The 24,349-nt window shown below is 72.1% G+C and carries 20 protein-coding genes; 8 read left to right on the top strand and 12 right to left on the bottom strand.

Features of this window, described 5'->3' with window-relative positions; genetic code table 11:
• Positions 1-2 precede the first annotated feature (2 nt).
• The gene (locus tag AC07BF_RS21270; RefSeq protein WP_363587103.1) at positions 3-986 is read right to left on the bottom strand and encodes an ABC transporter permease; all 984 of its coding nucleotides are present in this window, start codon (positions 984-986) and stop codon (positions 3-5) included.
• Positions 987-1,307: 321 nt separating this feature from the next.
• Entirely contained in the window at positions 1,308-2,774 is a 1,467-nt protein-coding gene (locus AC07BF_RS21265) for an MFS transporter (RefSeq protein ID WP_478333757.1), read from the bottom strand.
• Between the two features lie 565 nt (positions 2,775-3,339).
• On the opposite strand from AC07BF_RS21265, the gene AC07BF_RS21260 reads away from it, so the two are divergent.
• Positions 3,340-3,654 carry a hypothetical protein gene (locus AC07BF_RS21260; RefSeq protein ID WP_363587105.1) on the top strand — a complete coding sequence of 105 codons (315 nt, stop codon included), beginning with the start codon at positions 3,340-3,342 and terminating at the stop codon, positions 3,652-3,654.
• A 215-nt stretch (positions 3,655-3,869) separates the two neighbouring features.
• On the opposite strand, the gene AC07BF_RS21255 is transcribed toward AC07BF_RS21260, so the two are convergent.
• Positions 3,870-5,003: a DUF6528 family protein gene (locus tag AC07BF_RS21255; protein ID WP_478333756.1), complete on the bottom strand. Its 1,134-nt coding sequence runs from the start codon at positions 5,001-5,003 to the stop codon at positions 3,870-3,872.
• A gap of 237 nt (positions 5,004-5,240) precedes the next feature.
• Between AC07BF_RS21255 and AC07BF_RS21250 the strand changes: the two genes are divergently transcribed.
• Positions 5,241-5,786 (top strand): hypothetical protein, encoded by a 546-nt coding sequence (locus AC07BF_RS21250; protein ID WP_363587107.1) that lies wholly within the window; start codon positions 5,241-5,243, stop codon positions 5,784-5,786.
• Between the two features lie 252 nt (positions 5,787-6,038).
• On the opposite strand, the gene AC07BF_RS21245 is transcribed toward AC07BF_RS21250, so the two are convergent.
• On the bottom strand, positions 6,039-7,319 hold the full coding sequence (locus tag AC07BF_RS21245) for a hypothetical protein (protein WP_478333755.1): 1,281 nt from the start codon (positions 7,317-7,319) through the stop codon (positions 6,039-6,041).
• 428 nt (positions 7,320-7,747) lie between these two features.
• Between AC07BF_RS21245 and AC07BF_RS21240 the strand changes: the two genes are divergently transcribed.
• Positions 7,748-8,953, top strand: a complete 1,206-nt coding sequence (locus AC07BF_RS21240; protein WP_478333754.1) for a phospholipase D-like domain-containing protein — start codon at positions 7,748-7,750, stop codon at positions 8,951-8,953.
• 199 nt (positions 8,954-9,152) lie between these two features.
• Here the strand turns inward: AC07BF_RS21240 and AC07BF_RS21235 are convergent, their stop codons facing one another.
• The gene (locus AC07BF_RS21235) at positions 9,153-9,674 is read right to left on the bottom strand and encodes a hypothetical protein (RefSeq protein WP_478333753.1); all 522 of its coding nucleotides are present in this window, start codon (positions 9,672-9,674) and stop codon (positions 9,153-9,155) included.
• Positions 9,675-9,743: 69 nt separating this feature from the next.
• Entirely contained in the window at positions 9,744-10,781 is a 1,038-nt protein-coding gene (locus tag AC07BF_RS21230) for an NAD-dependent epimerase/dehydratase family protein (RefSeq protein ID WP_478333752.1), read from the bottom strand.
• A 536-nt stretch (positions 10,782-11,317) separates the two neighbouring features.
• Here AC07BF_RS21230 and AC07BF_RS21225 point away from each other — a divergent pair.
• Both AC07BF_RS21225 and AC07BF_RS21220 read left to right on the top strand, forming a co-directional pair.
• Positions 11,318-12,259, top strand: coding sequence for an amidohydrolase family protein (locus AC07BF_RS21225; protein WP_478333751.1), 942 nt, complete (start codon positions 11,318-11,320; stop codon positions 12,257-12,259).
• A gap of 1,125 nt (positions 12,260-13,384) precedes the next feature.
• The gene (locus AC07BF_RS21220; protein ID WP_400806564.1) at positions 13,385-13,591 is read left to right on the top strand and encodes a hypothetical protein; all 207 of its coding nucleotides are present in this window, start codon (positions 13,385-13,387) and stop codon (positions 13,589-13,591) included.
• A gap of 128 nt (positions 13,592-13,719) precedes the next feature.
• Here AC07BF_RS21220 and AC07BF_RS21215 read toward each other — a convergent pair whose 3' ends face one another.
• From AC07BF_RS21215 to AC07BF_RS21205, 3 genes are all read right to left on the bottom strand, one after another.
• Positions 13,720-14,496 (bottom strand): helix-turn-helix transcriptional regulator, encoded by a 777-nt coding sequence (locus AC07BF_RS21215; protein ID WP_478333750.1) that lies wholly within the window; start codon positions 14,494-14,496, stop codon positions 13,720-13,722.
• Positions 14,497-14,524: 28 nt separating this feature from the next.
• Positions 14,525-16,282: an amidohydrolase gene (locus AC07BF_RS21210; RefSeq protein WP_478333749.1), complete on the bottom strand. Its 1,758-nt coding sequence runs from the start codon at positions 16,280-16,282 to the stop codon at positions 14,525-14,527.
• A 164-nt stretch (positions 16,283-16,446) separates the two neighbouring features.
• On the bottom strand, positions 16,447-17,658 hold the full coding sequence (locus AC07BF_RS21205; RefSeq protein ID WP_363587119.1) for a hypothetical protein: 1,212 nt from the start codon (positions 17,656-17,658) through the stop codon (positions 16,447-16,449).
• Between the two features lie 313 nt (positions 17,659-17,971).
• Here AC07BF_RS21205 and AC07BF_RS21200 point away from each other — a divergent pair, with 313 nt between their 5' ends.
• Positions 17,972-18,487 (top strand): AAA family ATPase, encoded by a 516-nt coding sequence (locus AC07BF_RS21200; protein ID WP_400806569.1) that lies wholly within the window; start codon positions 17,972-17,974, stop codon positions 18,485-18,487.
• A 236-nt stretch (positions 18,488-18,723) separates the two neighbouring features.
• Positions 18,724-19,461: a hypothetical protein gene (locus AC07BF_RS21195; RefSeq protein ID WP_478333748.1), complete on the top strand. Its 738-nt coding sequence runs from the start codon at positions 18,724-18,726 to the stop codon at positions 19,459-19,461.
• Between the two features lie 146 nt (positions 19,462-19,607).
• On the opposite strand, the gene AC07BF_RS21190 is transcribed toward AC07BF_RS21195, so the two are convergent.
• Positions 19,608-20,108 (bottom strand): hypothetical protein, encoded by a 501-nt coding sequence (locus AC07BF_RS21190; protein ID WP_400806574.1) that lies wholly within the window; start codon positions 20,106-20,108, stop codon positions 19,608-19,610.
• A gap of 360 nt (positions 20,109-20,468) precedes the next feature.
• Positions 20,469-21,101 (bottom strand): TetR/AcrR family transcriptional regulator, encoded by a 633-nt coding sequence (locus tag AC07BF_RS21185; protein WP_478333747.1) that lies wholly within the window; start codon positions 21,099-21,101, stop codon positions 20,469-20,471.
• 86 nt (positions 21,102-21,187) lie between these two features.
• Here AC07BF_RS21185 and AC07BF_RS21180 point away from each other — a divergent pair, with 86 nt between their 5' ends.
• The gene (locus tag AC07BF_RS21180) at positions 21,188-22,849 is read left to right on the top strand and encodes an FAD-dependent monooxygenase (protein ID WP_478333746.1); all 1,662 of its coding nucleotides are present in this window, start codon (positions 21,188-21,190) and stop codon (positions 22,847-22,849) included.
• Between the two features lie 50 nt (positions 22,850-22,899).
• Here the strand turns inward: AC07BF_RS21180 and AC07BF_RS21175 are convergent, their stop codons facing one another.
• The gene (locus AC07BF_RS21175) at positions 22,900-24,339 is read right to left on the bottom strand and encodes a M14 family zinc carboxypeptidase (protein ID WP_478333745.1); all 1,440 of its coding nucleotides are present in this window, start codon (positions 24,337-24,339) and stop codon (positions 22,900-22,902) included.
• Positions 24,340-24,349: the final 10 nt, after the last annotated feature.

Below are 24,349 nucleotides of genomic sequence, written 5' to 3'. Positions count from 1 at the left end.
TCTCAGCTCACCCGCACTCTCGGGTCGAGGAGAACGGTGGCGATGTCCGCGAGGATCGCACCGATCGCGGTCAGGGCGGCGGCGAAGGCGGCGGTCGCCACGGTGCCGTGCACGTCGTTCTTGCCGATGGTCTGGATGAAGTACTGGCCCATGCCGTTCCAGCCGAAGATCGTCTCCGTGAGGACCGCGCCGGTGAAGACGGCCGGGATGCTGAAGGCCACGGACTGTGCGGTGGGGATCAGGGCGGTGCGCAGGGCGTGCCGGCGGATCGCCTGGGCACGGGTGAGCCCGGTGGCCCGGGCGGTGCGCACGAAGTCGGAACCGATGACGTCCAGCAGCAGGGAGCGCTGGGTGAGGTGGTAGCCCACGTAGCCCGTCAGGGTGAGCGTCAGCGTCGGCAGGATCAGGTGCAGCAGCCGGTCACCGACCGTCGCCCAGAACCCTTCCACGCCGGGCGAGTTCTCCCCCGCGACGTACAGGAAGTGCCAACCGGCCTGCTCGTTCAGCCGGATGGCCAGCAGCACCAGGGCGAGGGCGGCGATGGACACCGGGACGTTGAACAGCGCCATGGAGAGGGCCTGGGCTGCCCGGTCCCTCCAGCCGTACTGGCGCGAGGCGGTGTGGACCGCGAGGGCGACACCGACGACGACCGACAGGACCGTCGCGCCGATCACCAGTTCGGCGCTGACGAGGGAGCGGTAGCCGATCTCCCCGTTCACCTGGACCCCGACCGGGGAGCGGCCCCAGTCGAAGTGCAGGACCACGCTGGTCAGCCAGTCCCACCAGCGGTGGAGCAGCGGCTCGTGCGGGTCGAGGTTGTAGGGGGCCAGGGCCCGGGATATCTGCTCCTCGGTGCGGACCGGACGCAGTTCCTTGAAGTTCGAGCGCGGGTCGAGGAACCAACTGGCGAGGAAGTATGTGGCGTTGGTGGCCATGGCGATCACCAGGAACCAGCCCGCCGCCCTGCGTGTCACGTACCGGAGCACGGACGGCACCTCCCCACCAGGTGCGGCGGGTGCGCCTGGGGAACGTCGGGTCTGGAGGAGGTACGCATGCAGGTAGAAACCTTCTGGGGCGAGAGCCGGGTGCACGATCGTGCAGATGCGAGTCTGTGTACGACTGGTGCGCGACGCCAGTGATCTGGGCATATGTACATGGGAACGAAACACCCCCGCAGCAAAGAGGCGTTGAACCCACTCCCCCGTTCACATTCGCAGGTGGCCGGGTCGACGACGTCTTCCCGAAACACCTCGGCTCCCCACACACAGTCGAGCGAACCTGTGGGGCCATGGAGCACAGGTACCTGCTCAGGGGGCGGGCCGGGTACGCAGGGTGCGGTCGGCGAGGGTCGTCAGGACCAGGACGACACCGACGCCGACCATGATCCAGGCGATGAGGTGCATGCCGCGGTCGGAGACGTGGGTGCGGAAGACGATGCCGGTGATTGCGGAAGCGACGATCGAGCCGAGGTAGCCGAAGGTGCGCAGCAGGCCGGAGGCGGTGCCGAGTTGTTCGGCGGGGGCGTGTTCGTAGAGGGCGGTCTGGTTGCCCGCGCCGGACGTGCCCATGGCGACGCCGAAGATGAGCGTGACCACCACGACCCATCCGATCCAGCCCGAGGTGCTGAGCAGCAGTACGCCGGCGGATCCGATGAGGCAGGCCAGGGCCGCTGCTATGACCGGTCCGCGCACCGGGTTGTGCCGGGAGACGAGCGAGATCACCAGGCCGGACATGAGCGTCATGGGCAACAGGAGCAGTCCGGCTTCGGTCCCGGACAGGCCCCGGACGCTCTGGGCCCACTGGGTGACGCCGTAGAGCACCACGTACGCGCAGACCAGGACCAGGCCGTAGCGAAGATAGGTGCTGGTCAGGGCCCGGTTGCCGGCGAGCAGGCGCAGGTCGAGGAACGGGGTGCCGGCTCGCAGCTCCCACAGCACCAGGGCGATCCACAGCACGGCGGAGATCGCCAGCAGGTACCAGTGGGCGTCGGGCAGGGCGAACAGGAACAGCAGCAGCGTGATCATCGCGGCGGCGAACCCGGCGATGCCGATGGCATCCAGGGCGGCCGCGACGTCACGGGCGCGTCGACTGCGGTCCGGTGGGCTGTCGGGCGGGCTGTCGGGTGGGCTGTCGGGTGGGCTGTCGGGTGGGCTGTCGGGTGGGACCCAGGCCACTGTCGTGACCAGCGCGACGAGTGCGACCGGAACGTTGATGAAGAACACGGATCGCCAGCCCAGCGTGGCCACCAGAACACCGCCCAGGGGCAGCCCGAGCGAGGCGGTGGCGATGCCGGCGATCTGCAGGCCGCCCAGCACTCCGCCCGGCGGCTTGTCCAGACCGGCGTCCTCGGCGCGGCGGCGGATCAGCAGCATGGCCGTCGGATAGGCGCACGAGGTGCCCGACCCGATCAGTACTCGGCTGATCAGGAGGATCGGAAGACTGTCGGCGGCGCCGCCCATGAGTCCTCCGACGATGACGAGTCCGATTCCGGCCAGGAACACCCGTCGTGGGCCGAACACGTCGGCGGCCTTGCCCGCGGTGGGCTGGGCGATCGCGCTGGCCAGGTACAGGGCCGTGACCAGCGCGGCGGTCTGCCCGATCGACACGCCGAGTCCGTGGGCGATCGGTACGAGGGCCGTGGCGATCAGCGAGCTGTTGATCGGGTTGAGCGCCGAACCGACGAACAACGGGGTGGTGAATCGCCAGGAGAACGGACGCCCGGGCGGTATCCCGTTCACCGGCGGGGCGTTGGTCGTCGGTCCGGGGGCGGGCATCGGAATCTCCAGTACATGGTGGTCGCAGAGGCTCGGCGAGGCGCCCGGGCGACAGCGTGGCGGCATCCGGGGTCGCGGGCTCATCGCTGGTGGAGGACTCGCCCAGGACGTCGGCGACGTGGTCGACGAAGGTGACGGCGGCGGGACGAGGCGTCGCACGGCGCACGCCGGACCAAGGCCTGCACGGCTGACGGCGTGGTTCGTTCGAGTGGATTCGTGTCGCGCAGCGGTGCGACGGCGGTGTGCGGAGGCGGGAGGCGGTCATGACGGTCCGTTGGCCTCCCCTCGTACGCGAGGATATGGGACTCGCGGACTGATGGAACATCAGTTCGCCGGGACCGACCTCGCGGTGGTGCGGATGATCTGGCCGTTTCCGTGGCGAGGGAGTCTGCCACTGGCGCAGCAGCGGGAGGTTCGCATGGTGGTTTAGGTTGGAATCCACGGGAAGCCGGCGACAGGTCTGACACGAGAGCCCACCAAGCAGTCGCCCGCCTCCTGCCCTGCTTCCCGCTCTGCTTCCTGCCCTGCTTCGTGCTCTGCTTCGTGCTCTGATCGGAGAACTCGCGTGTTCACCAACAACACACACCCCGTCGTGGTCCTGCACGACCTGGACGACGTCCGCGCCGAGCTCCTGGCGGAAATACAGACGGCGGGCGCGGCGGAGCGACCCGGGTTGGAGGCAGCCCTGCGTGTGGTGGATCGCCAGATGATCGTGGCGGACGAGGAGCGTGTCCGCCGGTGGGCGAGCCGGATCCTGTCCGCGGCGGACGTCGACCCCGTGCTGGACCCGGTCCGGGCCGTGAAGGTGCTGCGGGACGCCGTCCCGGGGCTGGGGCTCATTTCAGCGAACGACCTGGTGAAGTCCGCTCTCCCCCGCTGACACGGGCGAGGCGTGGCAAGCCGGGGCGGGGCCGCCGTGTACATCAGCTGAGGAGCCGCGGAGCTGAGGACCCGCACACCCGCGGCACGACCACGGCGACTGCCGCGGGTCGGACTGCCGCCAGGTCGGGCGCCCGCGTCGGCCGCCGCGACGGCGAGGACGCCGCAGGCCCCGCCTCGGCGTCGAGCGTGGCCCGCGGCTGCCGGAGGACCGCGCTACCGGGGTCGGTTCGTCGGGCCCAGACCAGGAAGCGGCGTGGTCCACCAGCGGGCCTTGTACAGCTCGGTTCCGGTCAGGGCGAGCGTCCCGTCGGGGTGGTGGAAGGTGACGGCGGAGGTGCACCAGGAGCAGGGCCCCGCGTGATCGGGCGTGACGGTGAGCAGGCGACCGGTGACGGGCTCACTGCCCACGCTCTTGATCCCGCGGGCCGAGTCCTCCGCGCCCAGCCCGACGGCTTCGAAGCGGTCGAGGTGTGAGTCGTAGCGCCACAGGCGGTCGCCGGTGCTGACCCAGAACGTCCCCGGCACGGAGCGCACAGGTGCGAGGTCGTGTCCCCCGACTTCCGGAAGGGGGACGCTGCGTTCGGGGGTGAGGGAGGGGATGTCGGGCGTGCCACCGACCCGGAGGGCCAGCAGGGTGTCGTCCCCGAGCACCCAGAGCAGCTCCGCGCCCTCGTCCCACTGCACGGCGTGGGCCCCGTCGAGTTCCTGCTCGGTATAGGTGGTGCTGCGAGGCCCCTCCGAGGCCGCGTACAGCCGCACCCATCCACCGGTGCTGGCGACCACGGCGACGTTGCCGTCCGGTAGGAGCTCCGCGCTGTGGGGGTTGACGGAGGTGCCGAGGTCCGTGGCCCAGATCGGCGTGCCGGTCGCCGTGTCGACCAGGGCTGCCAGGCCACCCGAGGCGGTGACCAGGAGGGAGCCTTCACCGTCGAGCACCACGTCCCTGGCCTCGGTGGGCCTGGCCCAGCTGCGGGCCGGCTCCAGGTCGGCCAGCCGATCGTCGCCGTCAGCGGTCCACGACCACACCACCGGTAACTGGTCGGCCTCGGGTTCGGCCTCCCGCGCCGTCTCGCCGTCCAGGACGAGAACCTGCCGGGACGCCTGATCGACCGCGACGATCAGCGCACTGCCCCGAACGCCGGCCTGCCCGGACCCCGGGTCGGTCTGCCCGGGCCCCGGGTCGGCCGCAGCGAGCGGCGGACCACCCGGCACGGGTGCCCGCCCGGCCTCCTGATCAGCCGCGATGACCACCGCACTGCCGCGGGGCTCTCCGCCGCTGCCGTCCACGGCATGCGGGGCGGGGGTCGAACACGCCGTCAGCATCAGGCCGCCCAGGACGGATCCCACCCTGAGGCCCGCTCCGGCTCTTGCGCACACTGCCACGTCCCTTTCGCGAGATTATTTTCAGACTTTCCACTCTGCGTCCCGGCGCCCCGGCCCGGCGTCATCCTCGTCGCGGCGTCCGGGTGAACTCGCCCCAGCGGGCCCTTGACGTCATCCGTATAGACCGCGTGCGCGTCCGGTGGAAGCATTGGTGCCAACGGGTGACCTACAGTCACCTCGAAGTTCTCCCCAAGGAGAGTCATGCGGATCAGCACGCGTATGCGCGCGGCCTCGGCTGTGCTCACCGTCATCGCGGGCAGCCTCACGTTCGCCACGGTCGGAGCGGGAACCGCCAGCGCGGGCAGCCTCACGTTCGCCACGGTCGGAGCGGGAACCGCCAGCGCGGCCGACTGCGGCCAGGTGCTCGGACCTGCCCGCACCATCGTGGCCGGCGGCCAGTCGATCGGTCGGGCCTACCTCGCCTGGAACTCCTGCAGCAAGCAGGCCTACACCGAGATCAACCTCTGGAACACCAACTACGTCAACGGCAACTGGCACGGCGGACTGATCGACGTGAAGTCCAGCTCGAACTACAACTCGAACACGGGCTCGCCCCAGCCGAACGTCGGCTCGTGGTGGTGGGACTCCGGATACATTCCGGTGACCGGTGTTTCGAACACCCGCCTCTACCACGGCAACTGGAACTTCACCGCCGGCGGCCACAACTGCAACGGTCAGACCGTCACGTGGAACTTCTCCAACGGAAGCTACGACAGCAGCCAGGAGTCCCTGCCGCACTGCGACTGACGCTGACCGGCTCCCCCGGGCGGCCCCGTTCCCGCGGAACAGGGCCGCCCAGGCGGCGGACCGGTCGTCGGCGTCCGGGCGGGAGAGAGCGGCCCGCAGCTCCGGCTGGGCCTCCTCGGTGGGCGGGTACTGGCCAGCACCCGCATCCGCGCGCCGGCGCTGACGCCGCGCGCCCGACGTGCCGCCCGCGGCTGGAGCCCGCCACCCGGGGAGGATGGCGGGCTCCTTCGCGTTCGGTCTCGCCGCGCGTGCTCAGGCCCGGCGCAGCACCCCGCGCAGCCAGAGGGCGCCGGCCCCGGCGGCCGTCAGGGCAAGGCCGCCGAAGGCGAGGCCCGCGGTGTGGTCGGCCCCGGTGGAGGCGAGCTGCACGGATGACGGCGCGGCAGGCTGCGCGGCGTCGGCGACGCGGGCCTGGTGGGTGGATGGCGCGGTGGAGGTGGTGGACGGCTCCGCCGGAGCCGGGGCGCTCGGGGAGGACGCGGAGACCGGCACGGCGGCGCCGGCCGGGGCCGACGGCGCCGAGGAGGAGGACGGGCTCGGCCCGGGCGCCTTCGTGGCGGCGGGCAGGACCTGAATCGTCGAGCGGGCACCGCAGTCCGTGGTTCCCCGGAACGGCTGGCCCTCGTTGACGAACACGCACGGGCCGAGCGTGGTGGTGCCCGCCGGAGTCTTCGCGTCGTACGACACCCGCACCCGGGCGACGGCCGTGTCACCCGATCGGAGGCTGGAGTCACGGCCCTGGAGGTACACGCCGTAGGGGTCGTCGGGCGCGATTCCGGCCACCTTGTCCAGCGTCCGCCAGGCCCCGTCCGCCGTACGCACCTGCACGGTCGCGTACCGGTCCACGAACAGGACGTTACCGAGGTTGGTGTAGTCGGACGGCGTGGGGTTGTCGAGGGTGGCGTCGAACTCGACCGGCGCGCCGCCCGCGACGGCGGTCGCGGGCACGTGGTCGAGCGAGCTCGTGATCGAGGTGACCTTGATCGTGCGGGTCACCTCGGCCTGCGCCGCCTCGTGGGGGTCGACGACGACGGCGGAACGCAGGGCGATGGACCGGAAGCCACCGTTGGTGGCGCCGTTGTGGGGCAGGCCCATCGGCGCGCCGATCCGCAGGTCGACCCTGAGAGTCCCCCCGGCCGGGACGGTGAGCCCGGGCACCGTCCCGTCGTACACGACGCCTCCGGAGGTGCCGGTCATCACCAGCGGCACCGACTTCCACGTACCGTCGGCCGGGTCCCTGTAGTCGATGACGATCGCGTCCGGCGGCGTTCCGACCTCGGTGACGGTCTGCAGCTCCAGGTTGTAACCGGTGCTCTCCTGGCCCGAGTTGGTGATGTCCTCGGTGAACTCGACCGGCCCACCGGCGAATCCGACCGAGGCCGGGGCCTGGACGGAGAGCGAGGTGTGCGACGGCTCTCCCGCGAAGGCCACCGGGGCGGCGGCCACGACCGATCCGCAGACTGCGGCCACACCGAGGGCGGCGGCGACGACGATGGCACGACGGGTACGACGAACATGAACGATGGCGGACACAGTTCTCCCCTGAAACCGTTCTGCGGGCAGGCCGCAGCAGCGCGCTGATGACTGATGACTGATGACTGATGACTGATGACTGAATGACTGAATGACTGAATGACTGAATGACTGATGGCGAACGGGCCGCAGCAGGTTTGTGTGCGGCCGGGGGCGACCACGGCCCCGCTTCTCACTGTCATAGACGTGGAGCCCGGCCAAAGGTTGCAGGCGGTCGGAAAGAAATTCCTCCCCATCTCCGGACACCTGCCGACGACGAGCGATCTCGGCGCAGCCGGGCCGTCAGCCCCAGCGGGCGGATCCCGACAGGCCCCTGACATGCCCTCAAGTTACTATCGGGTATTTTTAAGGGGCCTCACATCTCCACCCTCGCGCCGTTCCCCGACGGCGCGTTCCAGGACGCGATCGTCTCGGGCCTGAAGGCCTCGGTGGCGGCGGGCAACAAGCTGACCGTGCGGGTCCTGGTGGGGGCCGCCCCCCTTTACAACATCACCGCGCTGCCGACCAGTTACCGGGACGACCTGCTGGCCCGGCTCGGCCCGGCCGCCGCCGGCGTCACGCTGAACGTCGCCTCGATGACCACCTCGAGGACCGCCCTGTCCTGGAACCACTCCAAGCTGCTGGTGGTGGACGGCCGCAGCGTGATCACCGGCGGCATCAACAACTGGAAGGACGACTACATCGACACCACCCACCCGGTGTCCGACGTCGACCTCGCGTTGACCGGCCCCGCCGCCGCCTCGGCCGGCTCCTACCTCGACACCCTGTGGGGCTGGACCTGCAAGAACACCGGAGTGCTGTCGAGCGCCTGGTTCGCCTCCAGCAACGGCGCGCCCTGCCTGCCGAACCTGGAGAAGGACGCCAACCCCGGCCCGGTGCCGGCCACCGGCAACCTGCCGGTGATCGCGATCGGCGGCCTGGGCGTCGGCATCCGGAGCGCAGACCCGGCCTCCACCCACCAGCCGGACCTGCCGGCCGCCGCCGACGCCAAGTGCGGCCTCGTCGCCCTGCACGACAACACCAACGACGACCGCGACTACGAGACGGTCAACCCCGAGGAGAGCGCGCTCCGGGCCCTGGTGGCCGGCGCCACCAGCCACATCGAGATCTCCCAGCAGGACCTGAACGGCACCTGCCCGCCGCTGCCGCGCTACGACCTGCGCCTCTACGACCTGCTCGCCGCCAAGCTCGCCGCCGACGTGAAGGTGCGCATCGTGGTGAGCGACCCGGCCAACCGCGGCACGGTCGGCAGCGGCGGCTACTCGCAGATCAAATCCCTCTCCGAGATCAGCGACGCGCTCCAGGCCCGGCTGGCGGCCCGGACCGGCGACGCGTCCGGCGCGAGGGCCACCATGTGCCGGAACCTCCAGCTCGCCTCCTTCCGCGCGGCGCCGACCGCGACCTGGGCCGACGGTCACCCGTACGCACTGCACCACAAGGTCGTCGCGGTCGACGGCTCGGCGTTCTTCGTCGGCTCGAAGAACCTCTACCCCGCCTGGCTGCAGGACTTCGGCTACCTGGTGGAGAGCCCGGACGCGGCCGCCCAGCTCGACGCGAACCTGCTGGCACCCGAGTGGCGCTACTCGCAGGCCGCCGCCACGGTCGACCACACCCGCGGCATCTGCCCGAACTGAGCGCGTTCTCCGTCCGTCAGGATCTTCCGGGGCCGCCGACGTCTCAGCACCTCGGGGCGCCGGACGGTCCTGCCGACGTCGTAGCGGGGTGCCCGGTGTCCGTTCTCGGCGCTGGGTGTCCGTTCTCGGCACCGGGTGTCCGCTCTCGGCGCTGGGTGCGGCCTTCGAACGGCAGCACCGAGAGGACGCCCGTCCCCGGCTACCAGGCGGCGGTCCGGAGGACGTGCGCGGCGATGTCCTGAACCGATCGGCCGTCGGTCGGGATGCGGACCGTACCGGCCGGGGCCTGCTCGTCCAACTGTCGTGCCATCCGCAGGCTGCGCTCGATGTGGGCGCTCAGTTGGGATCCGATCTCCCGTTGGGCGAGACGCCCGCGCACGGTCGCCTCCTCGGCAGTGAGCAGCACGCAGGTGGCTCTGGTCCCCCGGCCGCCCATGGCCCGGCTGATCATCGGCGCTTCGAGGATGCTCACCGTGTCGGTGTAGATGAGGCGGTGCTGGCCGAGCGCCGCGTAGTTCGACCAGAGCGCGGCGATGTTCCGTTCGGTGATCGCCGAGCGGTGGGGGTCGCCGACGGGGGCGGGGTGGATCTGGTCCATGAAGTCGCCCTCGATCAGGCAGTGCGCCGTGCTCGTCTCCTGCAGCACTGCCGACACCTCCCAGCCGACCGTCGTCTTTCCGACGCCCGCACCACCACCGATGAGCAACAGTTCGTAGGCCATGGCGGGCCATCATGGCAGGCCCAGGCCGCCGCCGCGATGGGAATTCGGCGGGCCCGCCAGGGTTCGCCGTCAGAGTTCGCCCGCCAGGATCCGGCGCTCCTTCTGCGGATCGATGCCGAGCACGTCGCCCTGTAGACCCTGGGTGTAGGGCTCCTCGCCCGGGCCGCGTTCCTGCAGCCAGGCCCAGGTGTCATGCACCGTCTCGGCGAGCGGGCGACAGCGCAGCCCGGCCGCCGCAGCTGCCCGGGAGTCCGCCCGCCAGATCGCGCCGGCGCTCCCGCTGTCATCGAACTCCGGGTACCAGAGTGGGAGTTCGCTCCACGGCCGGACGCCGGCCGCGCGCAGCCGCTGGTCCTCAACCCAGACCAGTTCGGCGTTCGAACCGCTGGCCGCCGCACAGGCCGTGAGCAGTTCGCCGTAGGTGCTCGACCCCGGCAGCGAGGTGGTCACGAACCGGCCGCCGACGCCGCGTTCCCCCAGGTCCAGCCCGAAGGCGGCGAAGTCCCTGGCATCGACCAGTTGGATCGGCAGGTCCGGCCTGCCGGGGGCCAGCACGCGCCCGCCGCGCGCCGTCCGCTCCAACCACCAGGGCAGCCGCCCGATGCTCTCGTGCGGGCCGATCAGCAGACCGCAGTTGAGGACGGTCGATCGATCGGCGCCGAACTGTTCGAGCACCGACCGCTCGCAGCCCGCCTTGAGCGCGGTGCTGAATGGCAGGCCGGGCGGCGAGTCGGCCGGGCAGTCGTGCAGCGGCGAGTCCTCGTCGACCGGCCGGTCGGGCCATCGGGCGAAGGCGTGGACCGAGGAGACGAAGACGTAGTGGCTCGCGTGCTCGCGCAGCAACCGGGCCGAGGTGGCGACGGCGTGCGGCTGCTGGCCGCTGGTGTCGATCACCGCCTCCCAGGCCCGGTCGGGGCCCGGCGCCCGCTCGACCAGCGCGGCCAGGTCACCGGCATTGTGGCGGTCGCCGCGCACCGTCACGGTGCCCGGCAGGTCGGGTCCGGAACGGCCTCGGTTGAACACGGTGACCTCGTGGCCCCGGGCCAGGGCCTCCGTGACGAAGGCGCGGCCGAGGAACACCGACCCGCCGAGAACGAGGATTCGCATGTGACGATCGTGCCCCGGAGGCCGTGCCGCAGAACCGTGCGGCATCCGGCGGGTTCTCCCGGTCCCGCTGAGTGGCCGAGGCCCAGACCGGGCCAGGCCGGGCCGGGCCGGGCCGTAGCCGTGGCAGCGGCAGCGGCGGTGACGCGTGCCGTGTCCGTGGGCGAGCTCGTCGCCGCACTGCGGGGGGGTGGTCAGCGGCAGGGGGGATCGCTTGGGGACGGTCCGGGGGCCGGGAGAGGAGAGCCCGGCGCGGGCGAGGTGCAGGAGGCCAGTTCCCGAAGCAGCTCGGCGCGCAGTTCGAGGTCCGGGCCGGGGTCGGCGGCGAGTGCGCGGGTGGAGTCGATGGATTCCATGCATCCGGGCTCTCTCTCGCGCGGTATCCGGCATACGCCCGCGGACTCGTTGCGACCGATCCGGGCCGATCCGGATACTCGGTGCGCAAGCCGGCGCAAGCCGGCGCAAGCCGGCGCGGGCCTGCGCGGGCCTGCGCGGGCCTGCGCGGCCGCCGTCGTCGAGGAAACGAGGAACGCGTGCGAATGATCGCCGTCGAAGAGCACTTCCTGCCGTCCGAGCACGGAAAGGAGGTGATGGCCGGGTATGGCCTGCCACCCGCTGCGGCGGGCCCGTTGGCGGATCTCGGCGCGGGTCGGATAGCGGTCATGGATGCGGCCGGCATCGATGTCCAGGTGCTGTCGGTGGTCGCTCCGGCCGCTCAGGAAGTACCTCGTCCGCGTGCGGTTGACCTGGCGCGGGCGCTGAACGACCGGGCGGCAGAGGCGATCCGGCAGTACCCGGGGCGATTCCGCGCGCTGGCGAGTCTGCCCATGCCCGTCCCTGAAGCCGCCGCAGCCGAAGCCTTCCGTGCGGTGCGCGATCTGGGGTTCTGCGGAGTCATCATCAACGGCCATACCGGTGGCCGATTCCTCGACAGCGCCGAGTTCGAACCGGTCCTCGCGGCGGCGGAGGAGCTCGGGGTCCCCGTATACCTGCACCCGACATATCCGCCGGCTGCTGTCATCAAGGCATACGGAGCAGGTCTCGACCCGGCTGTCGCTGCGTTGTTGGTGACAGCAGGGTGGGGCTGGCACGCCGAGACCGGGATGCACGTCCTGCGCATGGTGCTGGGCGGTGTGTTCGACCGGCACCCGCGTCTGCAGGTCATTGTCGGGCACATGGGGGAGAACCTGCCGTTCTCCCTGCTGCGTGCCGATGAGGTCCTCAGCCGTCTGCGGCCGGGGCACGAGTCCGTCGCCGACACGGTGCGCTCCCACGTCCACCTCACGATCAGCGGGTACACCACCGTCGCTCCCCTGCAATGTGCGCTGACGGTGTTCGGAGCCGACCGGCTGATGTTCTCCACGGACTATCCCTTCGGAGACCCCGTCCAACACGCCACGTTCCTGCAAACCGCTCCGCTCAGCCCCGAGGACCGCGACAAGATCGCACACACCAACGCTGAACGCCTTTTCAACATCTGAGACTTGATGTCGCCCTTCCAGGTGGCAGTGGCCGACGCGGCGCCAGCACGGGTTCTCCACCCATCCCCTTCGATCAAACACGAAGGCGCCTCATGCAAGTGACCCACCACCGAAACACCAGGGGCGGCACGCCACTCGTGAGCAGACCGCACAGACCGCAAAACAGCAGGCTGGCACGGCGCCGGGCACCAGAACGGCGTCCTGCCCGGGCGGTTCCCCGCAGGCCCGACGCCGCGCGCTCCGCTCAATGGAGAGTGCCTCCGATCCCCGGTACACCCGCTTCCTCCACACCGAGTCAACCGATCAGCTCGAACCGACGCCGAAGGTCCGCAGTTCGTAGTAGTCGCCGCTGTACGTGCCGTCGGGTCCCTTCTGGAGCATGAAGGCCACCGGGCCGGAGCGGTGGAGCGGGCTGTCGATGGGGGCCCGGCGGCGAAGGCGGTGTCCACTCTGGGCTTCATGGCGTCCAGCCAGGTCTTGGTGGACTCCGGTTCCGCTCCTGGGTGATCCAGGCCGGCACAATCATGGAGGAAATCGGCTTGCTTCGCGGCGGTGGCCGTCACGTGGCAGGACCAGGTCGTCAAGTCGCCGTCGATGGTCCACGCCGCGGCGATCCACATCGCGGTGTTCCCGTCCTGCTTGACGCCCGAGGCGTGCCAGACCGTCGGCCGGCCGGGGAAGTCGACCTTCTCCCGGGCCTTCATGGTGATGCCCCAGGTGGTGGCCAGGTGGTTCAGATACGACTCGCCGGTGTACCCGGGCTCGATCACCTGGCTCCTGACCGTCGGAGCCTCGGCGGCGGCCACCGGCTCGGTGGGCCAGTCCGCCGGACTCCCCACGCTCGGGGCGGCGCTGGAGGGTGCTGCCGTGCCAGCCGGGGGCGGTAGGTCCGGGCCTTCGCCTGGGCCGAGCCGAGTGGCGGCTTCGACTCCGGGCCGGTGCGGCTCCTTGCCGTGCGAGGACGAACAACTGGCCAGGACGGCGAGGGTCGCTGCGGTCACGGCAAGGCGCGTCAGGGGGTGAGCGGCACTCAAGAACGGCTCTTTCGGGCTGAGGTGTCGCGCGGTCGACCAGGACGGCCCCGCTCGCCGACGCGAACGACGCCCTGGTCCCGCTTTGGGGGTCGTGATCCTAGCCGCCGCGATCGCCCTGCTGGCGGGTGCGACCGCGCTCCTCCTCAGCCGACGGCGGCGTCTGGAGGGCCGGCCGCAGGCCGAGCGGCTCTGGAACCAGGCCTGGTACTGCGCCCGGTGCGGCACCGCTCACTTCCCGCCCACCGCCGGGCAGGGCACCCAGGCACTCGTCCTCGCGGACTTCCGCAAGGCGGTCTGAACGGCCGGCGGCTACGGCGACCTCGCCGAGCAGTACCGGCCGTAGGCACACGTCCGCCCGGCCTGGCCCGGCTGGGGCGGGCGTGCGTCTGCGGGGCGGGTGAGGCGGTTCGTGCTGGTGGGGCCGTGTCAGCGGGAGGGGCCGATGCCCCAGGCGGCGGCCCGGGCGGCCGCGGCCGCGCGGTTGGGCAGGTCGAGCTTGGCGAGGATGTGCTCGATGTGGGTTCCCACCGTGCGGGGCGTGATGTGCAGGCGCTCGGCGATCTGCCGGTTGGTGCGGCCGGCGGTCAGTTCGGCCAGCACCTGGAGTTCGCGTGGCGAGAGCCCGCCGGGCCGGGGCGCGTTCGCGGCCGGGCCGGGCGTGGCGAGCGCCTCGGGTGGCGGGCCCGCGTGGGCGGTGACGGCCGCCGCGAGGGCCTCGGTGAGGAGGGTGACCACGGCGCGCGCCGGATCGGGCGCGCGCCGCGGCCCGCGGGTGCTGACGTTCAGCATGCCGACGTACCGGCCGTCGGCGGCGAAGAGGCACTGGGCCACGCCGTCCTCGATACCGAGGGGGCACAGCACCTCCCGGAAGCCCGGGGATGCCGCCAGGAGCCGCCCGGGAACGTCCCCGAGCCACAGGGCGCCCCGGGCCAGCCTGCGGAGCACCGGGAACACCGGGTCGCGGTGCAGGCGGGTCTCGATGTAGGCCGTGGCGTCGTCCGGGTAGCTCCCGGCCAGGGTGGTGTGGCGCCGGCGCAGCGGATCCCACCTGGTCAGGGAGGCGTGGTCGTACTCCACCACCTCCGACAGCGCCGCCAGGACCGCGTCGACGCCGCCCGCACCGCTCGTGGCGCTCCTGGCGGCCTCGCGCACGCGCAGGGCCGCCTCCAGGATGTCCGCACCGCCGCGCCGTGTTGCCATCATCCAAGGATGATCATGTGCCCGGGTTGCGTCAATCGCGCAGGGTGTCGTGCACGACCTGCCCGTCCACGACGGTCAGGACGACGGGCATCGCCGGGATGTCGTGGGCATCGGCGGCGAGCAGGTCCCCGTCCAGCACGCAGAGGTCGGCGACCTTGCCCACCTCCAGGGAGCCCTTCCAGTCGTCGGCGAAGTCCTGCCAGGCCGCGTCGATGGTGTAGGTGCGGATCGCCTCGGCCAGACCGATGCGCTGCTCGGGACCGCTGACCCGGCCGTCGGCCTTCGACTCGCGCAGCACCATGGTCGCCACGCCCTGGCGCCAGTCCGGGAACGTGACCGGGGCGTCCGACCCGCTCGCGACCCGCACCCCGGCGTCGATGGCGTCCCGGTAGGGCCAGGCGTAGGCGGCTCGCTCGGCGCCGACGAAGTCCTCCTCCATGTCGGCGACGGTCCACTTGATGGTGGGGTTCATGTTGACGCCGAAGCCGTGCGCGGCCAGCACCTTCATGCCGTACGCGGTGAGGAAGTCGCCGTGGATGACGTAGTGGCGGGCATCTGGCCGCGGGTGCTCGACTATGGCCGCGGCGAAGGCGTCCGCGACGGTGTCGATGGCCCGGTCGCCGGTGACGTGGACGCCCACCTGGTGCCCGGCGGCGTGGGCGTGTCGGATGATGGCGGCGATCTCGGCACTGCGCTCGGTGTCGCTCCGGCCGCCGACGCACAGCGAGCCGCAGCCGCCGCCGACGTACGGCTCGTGCATCCAGGCCGTCATGTTGGGCACGACACCGTCGGCGAAGACCTTGACGCCGTGGATCGCGAGGCGGCGCGGATCGGCGCCGCCGGAGACGGCGGGCTCGAAGGGTGCGCCGGGTACGCCGGACCCGCCGGGTTCGCCGACGGCCGTGAGCGCGGCGAGGCCGCGGGTGAACTCCTCGGTGGTGCTGGCCATTCCGGTGGGCAGGAGCAGGACGCCGACGCGGGCGGTCAGTTCACCGTCGGCCAGCAGCCGGCGGTAGACGTCGAGGGTCTCCGTGCCGAGCGCGCCCCGCATGATGCCGTCGCCGCCGGGGCCGAGCCCGGGCTCGGTGTAGCTGGTCACGCCGAGCCGGGCGAGCGTGGCGAGGGCCGACCTGACCGCGTCGGTCCGTTCCTGTCGGCTGAGCGCCGGCAGCGCGTTCTGGACGAGGTCCTGGGCGCCCTCGTGGAGCAGCCCGGTGGGCTCCCCCGCCTCGTCCACGACGATGGCCCCGCCGGGCGGCGCGACGGTGTGCCGGTCGATCCCGATCAGCTCCAGCGCCTTGGAGTTGACCCAGGTGGCGTGCCCGGAGAAGGAGTACAGGACGACCGGGTGGTCCGGGCTCACGGCGTCGAGGTCGCGCCGCGAGGGCAGCCGCGACGGATCGGCGACGCACTCGTCGAGGTAGCCGGTGTCCCAGCCGTGCCCCGTGATCCACTGCCCGCCCGGGACCCGGCCGACGGCCTCCCGCACCGCCTCGGCCACGTCCGCGAGGGAGGACACGGCGGGGTGGCCGAGGTGGAGGGAGAGCGGCGGCGACGCCATGCCGAAGGCACATCCGTGCAGATGCGAGTCGTTGATGCCGGGAAGCAGCGTCGCCCCCCGCAGATCGACGACCCGGGTGCCCGGTCCGATGAGCGGTGCGACGTCGTCGCGCCCGCCGACGGCACTGATGAGCCCGCCGGTCACCGCCAGGGCCGAGGCGACGGAGAACTCCGCATCGACCGTGACCACCTGCCCGTCGAGAAACACCAGGTCCGCATACGTGTGCACAGAAAGGCCCCTTTCGAAGACCGGGCGCACCACGGCCGCCCGGAAACGCTCTCCCGAGGACTATGTCCGCGCACCCGTCCCTCGCACATCGGTCATCCCACCGATACACGCTCCTCCGGTAGCGGGGTGACACCCCACGGGTCAGGGCGGGGCCGTTGCAGGGGCTACATGGTCCAGCGGATGGTCAACGGCTTGCCGTAGCCCGCGAGGCCTCGAAGGAGCAGCTCACCCAGGACGATTCCGCTGTCGGTGACAAAGAACGGCATGGAGTACGGGAAGTCCTTCGACCACTCGGGAAGCGCGATGACGGACCCGTCGGGGTTCCAGCGCTGCGCGTAGAGCTGGGCGCGGGCCGGCCACGGGTCACTGGTGTACCCGACGATGACGCCCTGGTCGTTGATACCGGTGGCGACGCTCGTGAGCGTGGTCGGCGCGAGCGGCAAAGGCGTGCCGTCGACGGCCCAGCGCGCTGCCTGTCCTCCCAGGCTGCCCACCACCGTGCCCGCGTTGTTCACGGCCTTCGCCTGGCTGCCCGCGCCCAGGTCGGAGACGGCGCCGGCGGCGTTCCAGACGAGGGCGTGGTCCGCGCCCGGCTCACCGCCCGGCCGGCCGGCCCCGATCACGACGCCGGAGTCGGTGATGCGGGCCGCGCTGCTGGTCACGTAGCCCGCCGGCACGTCGAGCGCGGTGACGGTCCCATCGGGGCTCCACGCCACCGCCCGCCGGGAGACGATACCGCCGGCCGGGTACGAGTAGCCGACCGCCGTACCCGAGCTGTTGACGGCGACGGCCTCGCTCTCGGTGTCACCCGGCAGCGGCGGCAGGACGACGGGGGCACCGCTCGGCGGCCACGCAACGGCGTGCTTCGCGGTCGCCGCGCCCCAGGAGGACCCCACCGCGGTGCCGTTGTCACCGATCGCGGCGGGGGCCGCCGTCGTGTCGCCGGGCAGCGGAAGCAGTTCGGTCGGTGTGGACGGGGAAGTCCATCGCACCGCGTGCTGCCGGCCCCCGACCTGCGCGGCGGAAGTCCCCACCACGGTACGGGCGTTGTTGATCCCGACCGGACTACCACCGGCGTCCCCCGGCAGCAGCGCGAGTGGTTCGGTCGACCAGTCCGCCCTCCAGAGCAACATGTACGTCCTGATGTTCTCGTTACGGGTGAGGTCCCCCACGATGACGAAGGAGACGCTGTCCCCGTTGCCGTTGGCGGCCTTGAGCTCACTGGAGTAGGTACCGGGCTCGATGGGCGGCGACCCGACCGAGATACCCCCGGGGTAAGGGTTGGCGGCCGCCGCCGGTGCCGAACCCACGGCCAGGGCCGCGGCCGTGGCGGCGGCGACGGCCGCCGCGACTGTGCGAGAGGTGCGCTTGCTCATGGGATGTGCAGCTCCTGTCTCTCGTTGACGTCACGGAGGCACCGTCGAGCCGATGGCACGCCGCTTCCCCGCCCCCGTGCCGCGCACCAGTCTCCGCCAGCCCGGCCGGGACGCGCAGCCCGATCGGTGATTTGCCCCCGACCGGTTCGTCACCGGATCAGCGCGAACTCGCCGACAGAACACGGATGTTGCGGCGCCGGAGGGCGGCTTGCGGCCGGACCCTGAGGAACGAGGGGCAGGTGTCCCGCTATGGTCGGCTGGGCACTCGGGATCCGGGGTACCGGTCATCGACGGAAGCGGGGCTGGAATCGTCATGGTCAGGTCTGTGGTGCGGTTGATCACCGGGGCACCGGGGGCGGGCAAGTCGACACTTCTGGGTCGGCTGCGGGAACGGCCGGTCACGGTGGTCGACTTCGACGAACTGCCCGACGACGACGGTCGGTTGCTCGGTATCGACATCACCTCCCCGGACGCGTCCGGCATCTGGCCCGACTACAACCGCCTGTGGGTGCGGATCGCGGGCATGCTCGCGCGGGGAGGCGGGCCCGTCCTGGTGTCCTGCCCCATCACCCCGGCCGAGTGGGAGGCCGCCGCGGCCGATGTGCCGGACGCCCCGGAGGTCGTCTGGGCGCGGCTGGACTGCGCGGACCACGACCGCCGCGTCCGTTTGGCCGCCCGCGGCTGGAGCGCGGAGCAGGTCGAGGAAGCCGTCCGGGACGCCGACGAACTGCGCGAACTCGTCCCCACGGCCTTCACCAGCTCCGACCGTGCCCCGGTGGAGGTCGCCGAGGACATCCTGCGGTGGATCACCGACTCCCCCAACGCCTGACCCGGCGACGATCGGAGCCGATTCCCTTCCCCCGGCCGGGTCGACCACGGCGACCGCTGCCGGCGGCTGCACGACCGGCGGCGGTGACCCCCGGCAGCCGGCCGTCGGCCGTCGGTTGTTGGGTGTTGGGTCTTGGGTGTTGGGTGTTGGGTTGACGAGATCGTTCGTGCCCGGGAGCATGTGTCGCCGCGTGCGTGCGCGGGTGTGTGCAGACCGGATTCGTGGGGTGTGGGGTCATGAGGTTCGTGGTGTCCGAGCGGTGCGTGGGAAGGATCGGGCCGGCCGTCGGCGCGGTGCTGGTGTTGGCGGCCTGCGCGGTAGGCGGGGGCGATGGAGCGTCGGCCGGTTGGTCGGGGGTCGGCAAGCAGGCGTACGGCCCGGCCCCCACCGAGGCGGTCGACTCCCTCAACTCCGTCGGCTCCCTCAACTCCGTCGGCTCCGTCGGCTCCGTCAGGGCCGTCAGGGCCGCGTTCGGCAGGGCTACCGGGACCATGGACCTCACCGGGCCCGGCGCTGCGTCCGGCCCGGTGGCCGAGGTCCGGCAGGCCGGCGCGCCCGCGACCACCCTCTCGATCACGGAGGGCGAGGTCGGCGAGGTGGGTCCGCACGGGACGATCACCTACCCGTCGGTGACCAGCTGCCTGGTCGTCACCGTCTACCTGCGGGACGGCGGCAAGGTCGGCGGCCATGCCAGCCTGTTCCAGGTCCCGGGGAAGTACTACTCGGACGAGGTCCTGCCGGCCATCAAGCGTGCCGTCGGTGGCCGACGGGTGGCGGCCGTCGACGTCAGCGGGGCCGTCGGGGCCTGGAACCCCTCCTACTTTCAGAAGGCCATCGAGCGGTACACCGACGGGTCGGTCCCCGAGCCGACGGGCGACGCGAAGGGGATCGGTGACGTGGTGGCCAAGATCCTGGGCCGACAGGGCAAGGAGGTCACCGTCCGGGACGTGCCGGACGGCGACATCACCAGGTGAGCACCGCGTCGACGGCCCTGCCCCGTACACGGGGGGAATGACCACGGCCCGCGCACCATAGCCCCTGAGGAGAACGAACCGACGGGGCACCGACCACCGGGGCGCGGGCCCGGCCTTCGGCGGGACGGGGCACCCGCCGGTCCCACTCAGAGCGCCAGTTCGACGAGGCCTGCGAGCAAGCCGACGACGATGCCCAGGACCGCCACGGCCGTAAGCCCGATGAGGAGGCCGACCACCAGGGTCATGGCCTCCGGGGCCTCACCACGCCGGACTCCGACCAGCAGCCAGCCGGCCGGCACCGCGCCCAGTACGAGAATCATGCCCGCGCCGATGCCGTACTTCACGGCGGGCGCCGACGACGGCTCGTAGGCCACGCCCCGCACCAGCCGCACCGGGAGCCGGGTGCCGGCCCGGTGCTTGCCGGTCGTGCCGTTCACCACGATCGGGCGGGCCTCGCCCGCGGAGGCGCCGGCCGGCGTGAACCGCCCCTGGCAGTCGGTGCCGTCGCTGTTGCCCTCGCTGTCGGACACCTCGTAGCACCGGTCCACCAGCACCACGCCGTCTGGCGGGCCCAGCCCCATGGCCGCGCCCATCCGCTCCGCGCTCAGCCACCAGGCCAGCCACACCGCCCCGGTCAGGAGCGCCACCGCCAGCATCCCCGCCGCCACACGCACCGCCGCACGCGCTGCCACACCCCACACGCCGCCTCCCCGCGCACGCACCACGACCGCCGCCCACCGTTGTTGCTGCTGCGCCCACCGCCCCCGCCACGAAGCCGCACGAGCCGTACGAGCCGCACGAGCCGCGCCCGCGGTGCGGGGCCTGCCCGACCGCCGGGACCGGTACGGCCAACTGAGGATGTCAGCAAGGCAGTTGGCACGCAATGCCCCACCCGGTCCCGGCGGCACCCGATGCCGATGAACGACGCGGTGCCGGACGGGCGCGCCCGTGCGCACGTGGAGGCGGTGTCGGCGCGGCGGAGGCCGCGGCCCAGTCCGCTCTTCTCCTCAGCTCGGCGCGGGCGCCGCACCGTCGAGGACGAGGTCGATGATCCGCCGGCTTGCCCGTTCCGGGTCCAGCTGGTCGGTGCTGCCCGATGCCATGCGGGCGAGGAGGGGGGACACGAGGAGTTCGGAGACCAGGTCGAGGTCGATGTCGGGGCGGATCTCTCCTCGTTCCACGCCGCGTCGCAGGACATGGTTCATGGCATTCCGGCGGGGAGTGACGATCTCTTCGAAGTAACGGCTGTGCAGCCGCGGGAAGGTTGCCGCCTCGGCGTTGAGAGCGCGCAGCATGCTGCTGGCCCGTTCGTCGACGACGCGCTCGGCCAGGGCCTGGAGAAGGACCGCGAGGTCGGCGCGGGTGTCGGCGCGGGTGTCGGCGCGGGTGTCGGCGCCGGCCGGCAAGGGCCGCGGTTCGTTGATCGTCTCCAGCACGTCGAGGTAGAGCTCGTCCTTGGTCTTCCAGCGCCGGTAGACGCTGTTGCGCGAGACCCCGGCCTGCTTGGCGATGGTCACCAGCGACAGGCCGGTGAGGGTGGCGCCCGAGGCGACCATGCCGAGGACCGCATCGATGATGGCCGTGTCGGTGGCGGGGTCACGCTGCCGGCCCCCGCGGCGGCTGGGGAGTTCCGTGGTCACGCCGGTAACGATACAGGCCTGTTGCGTTAGGGGGCCGCCAGCAGGCAATAATGGAACAGAGCTGTTCTGTTTCCTTTGGAGGGTCCATGCCCGTGCCAGGTCCCATCGCTCCCGCCACCAGGGCCGACAGCAGGACCGCTTCGTCCGCTGCCGCCCCGACGCCACCGCCCGCACGCGTCCCCGTCCTGATCGTGGGCGGCAGCATCGTCGGGGCTTCGGCCGCCCTGTTCCTCGCGGCCCGGGGCATCACCCCCGTCCTGGTCGAGAAGCACTCCGCGGTCTCGACCAGGCTGCGCGCCAAGCTGTTCTATCCGCGAACGATGGAGGCCTACCGCTCGGTCGGGGCCGACCAGGACGTCTACGCCGTCCAGCACCGACTCCCACCGGCCGACCACGCCGCGGTGGTCGCCTCGCTCAACGGCCCGGAGCTGCGGCGCTGGCGGCTACCGGCCGCAGCGGACTTCAGCCGCCTCTCGCCCTGCCCCAGCGCCTTCGTCAAACAGGCCGACCTGGAGGAGGTCGTCCGCGCCCACGCCCTTGCGGCCGGCGCCGACCTGCGCCTCGGCCACCGCCTTCTCGAACTGCGCCGCCACGACGACCACACCGTGGCCCGGATCCGCGGCGCCGACGGCGCCACCTACACCGTGGCCGCCGACTACCTGCTGGCCGCGGACGGCAACGGCAGCGCCGTCCGCGAGCACCTGGGCATCGGCCGCAGCGGCACCGAGGTGGTCGCGGACGTCATGGAGATCGGCTTCGAAGCCGACCTGCGTCAGGTGCTCGACGGCCGCCGGCTCGCCCTCGCCTTCACCGGCCCACCCGAGCACGCGTTCCTGAGTTGGAACACGGCGCAGGACCGCGGGACGGTGTCGGTGACCTACGACCCCGACACCACGGATCCAGCCGCGTTCGACGTCCAGCGCTGCCGCGGCATCGTCTCGCGCGCGCTCGGCCTGGCCCCATCGCACTTCACGCTCACCGGACACCGGCCCTGGCAGATGGGCGGCTGGCTGGCCGACTCCTACCGCGCCGGCCGCGTCTTCCTGCTCGGCGACGCGGCCCACGTCACCCCGCCGACCGGCGGATTCGGGGCCAACACCGGCATCCAGGACGCCTGGAACCTCACCACCAAACTCGTCTCGGTCCTGCGCGGCCACGCCGACCCGCAGCTGCTGGACGACTACGAAACCGAGCGCCGCGCAGTGGGCCGGATCACCGTGGACCAGGCACTCCTGCGCGCCCGCGACCGCGCCCGGGCCCCGATCGAGGACCGCCCGCTGCTCAGCGAGGCGGCAGTGGCCATCGGCTACCGCTACCCCGTCCCCGGCGACGACCCGGCCGCCGCCCTCCCGGCGGCCGACGAGCCGGAACGCTGGCACGGCGAGCCCGGCACCCGGCTGCCGCACCTGCCGCTCCCCGACACGGACCGGCCCCGCTCCACGCTCGACCTGGTCCGCGCCGGCCGCTACCTGGTTCTCGCCGGACCCGAAGGACACCCCTGGATCCGGGCCGCACGCGAGCTGGATCCGCACAACGCCTTCCTCGACACGGCACTCCTGCCCCGCCGGATCGCCCCGGCAACGGAACGGCCCGCCGACACCTGCGGCATCGGCGACCACGGCGCCCTGCTGGTCCGTCCCGACCACGTGATCGCCTGGCGCACCGCCCACGCCGCCCCGGCCCCCCTCACACTCCTCGCCGCCGCCACGCGACGGGCATTGGGAGCCGACCGCCCCTCAGCACGCTGAGGCGGCTTCGACCGGCGGCCGCAACCACGGTGCCGAGGCAGCGGAGTGCTCTACCGGTCGCGCCGAGGGCCGGGCGTCGTCGGGCGGCTGAGTGCCACGGCGGCCTGGACGGTGTTCGCCTGGTGCTCGGCCTGGCGGGCGACGGGCAGCCAGGTCGGCTGGAAGCGCCGCTGGTACTGGGCGCACCAGTCCTGGAGGAGGTGGTCGAGTCGGGCGGTGGCCGGTGTGGTGGGTGCCTTGGCCGCCTCGGCGGCGCGGCGGAGCAGCGCCGCCGCGCGGACCGGGATCCGGTGGGCCCACAGTTCGATGCCGGCGAGTTTCGCCTCCGTCATGGGCGTCGGGTGGAGGAGGCGCTGTCCGGCGGCCCGCGGGTCCCATGCGTGGGCCAGTTGTCGCGCTGCCGTCAGCGGCGTGCGCGCAGCCCGGAGCAGGGCGGTGTCGTCCAGGTGGGGCAGAGCTTCGTCCATCAGGTCGGTGAGCAGGCGCCCTCGCTCCCGGACCTGGCCGGCGCAGGCGGTCAGGCGCGCGTAGGGGTCGTCGGCCGGGCGGGTGTCCCCGAGGTGGGCGCCGGCCCAGGCCGGCGTCTCGACGATGACCGTCTCGCCGCCGTAGCGCTGGGGGGCGAACCAGGTGGTGGCGCGGACGCCTCCTGTCTCCTGCTGGGGCTGGGCGGTGTGAGGTTGGCCGGTGTGAGGTTGGCCGGGGCGAGGTTGGCCGGGGCGAGGTTGGCCGGGGCGAGGTTGGCCGGGGCGAGGTGGCGCCAGCATTCCGGTGCTGCTTTCCTGCTGGTCGATGTGGTGCGGCGCCATCATGAAGACGCCCGGGCCCGCTTCGCGCAGCCAGAAGGCGTCGTAGGGGCCGGTCTCGACCGGGATCCCCAGTCCGGCGGCGGAGTTCGCGAACGGCTCGGCGAGGCCGGCCGGATCGCAGGTCGACTGGAGGAAGGTCCCGCCGACGTCGGCGCTGTGGAGGGAGAACTGGAGGGACGGCCGGAGGTCGTCGATCAGGTCGAGGAGGATCCGGCTCTCGGGAAGTCTCCCGCCGATCGCCGGCGCCCACTCGGGCTGCTCCTCGGCGGCGGGGCGGAAGTAGTGCTCGAAGTACTCGGGCAGGCTTCGGGTGCCGGCGCCGGCCTCTGCGAGGCGTGCTCCGTCGGGGTCGAGGCAGAGCAGGAAGTTCCAGGTCACCGCCTGGTGCAGAGACGGCTGCGCGAGGACGCGGTGGGCCAGTTCCACGATGCCGGCGCGGCCGGAGAACTCGTCGGCGTGCGCACCCGTCACGATCAGCACGTTGGCGGTGGCGGCGGCGTGGCCGATCGTCAGGAGCACCAGCGGCCGGCCGGCGCGGGAGGTTCCGACGGGGCGCGCGCGGCAGAGCTCCGGGTGTCTGGCGGCCAGCAGGTGTGCTGTGTCGGCGAGTTCTTCCAGCGTGGGGTACCGGTCATGAAGCAGGACCGCCCTGCCGGCGCTGGTCGACGTATCGGTCAACATCGGTGCCCTC

It is taken from the genome of Kitasatospora sp. NPDC043950, assembly GCF_056435345.1.
The sequence above is the reverse complement of the archived record's forward strand: the minus strand, read 5'-3'. Positions and strand labels throughout refer to the sequence as shown.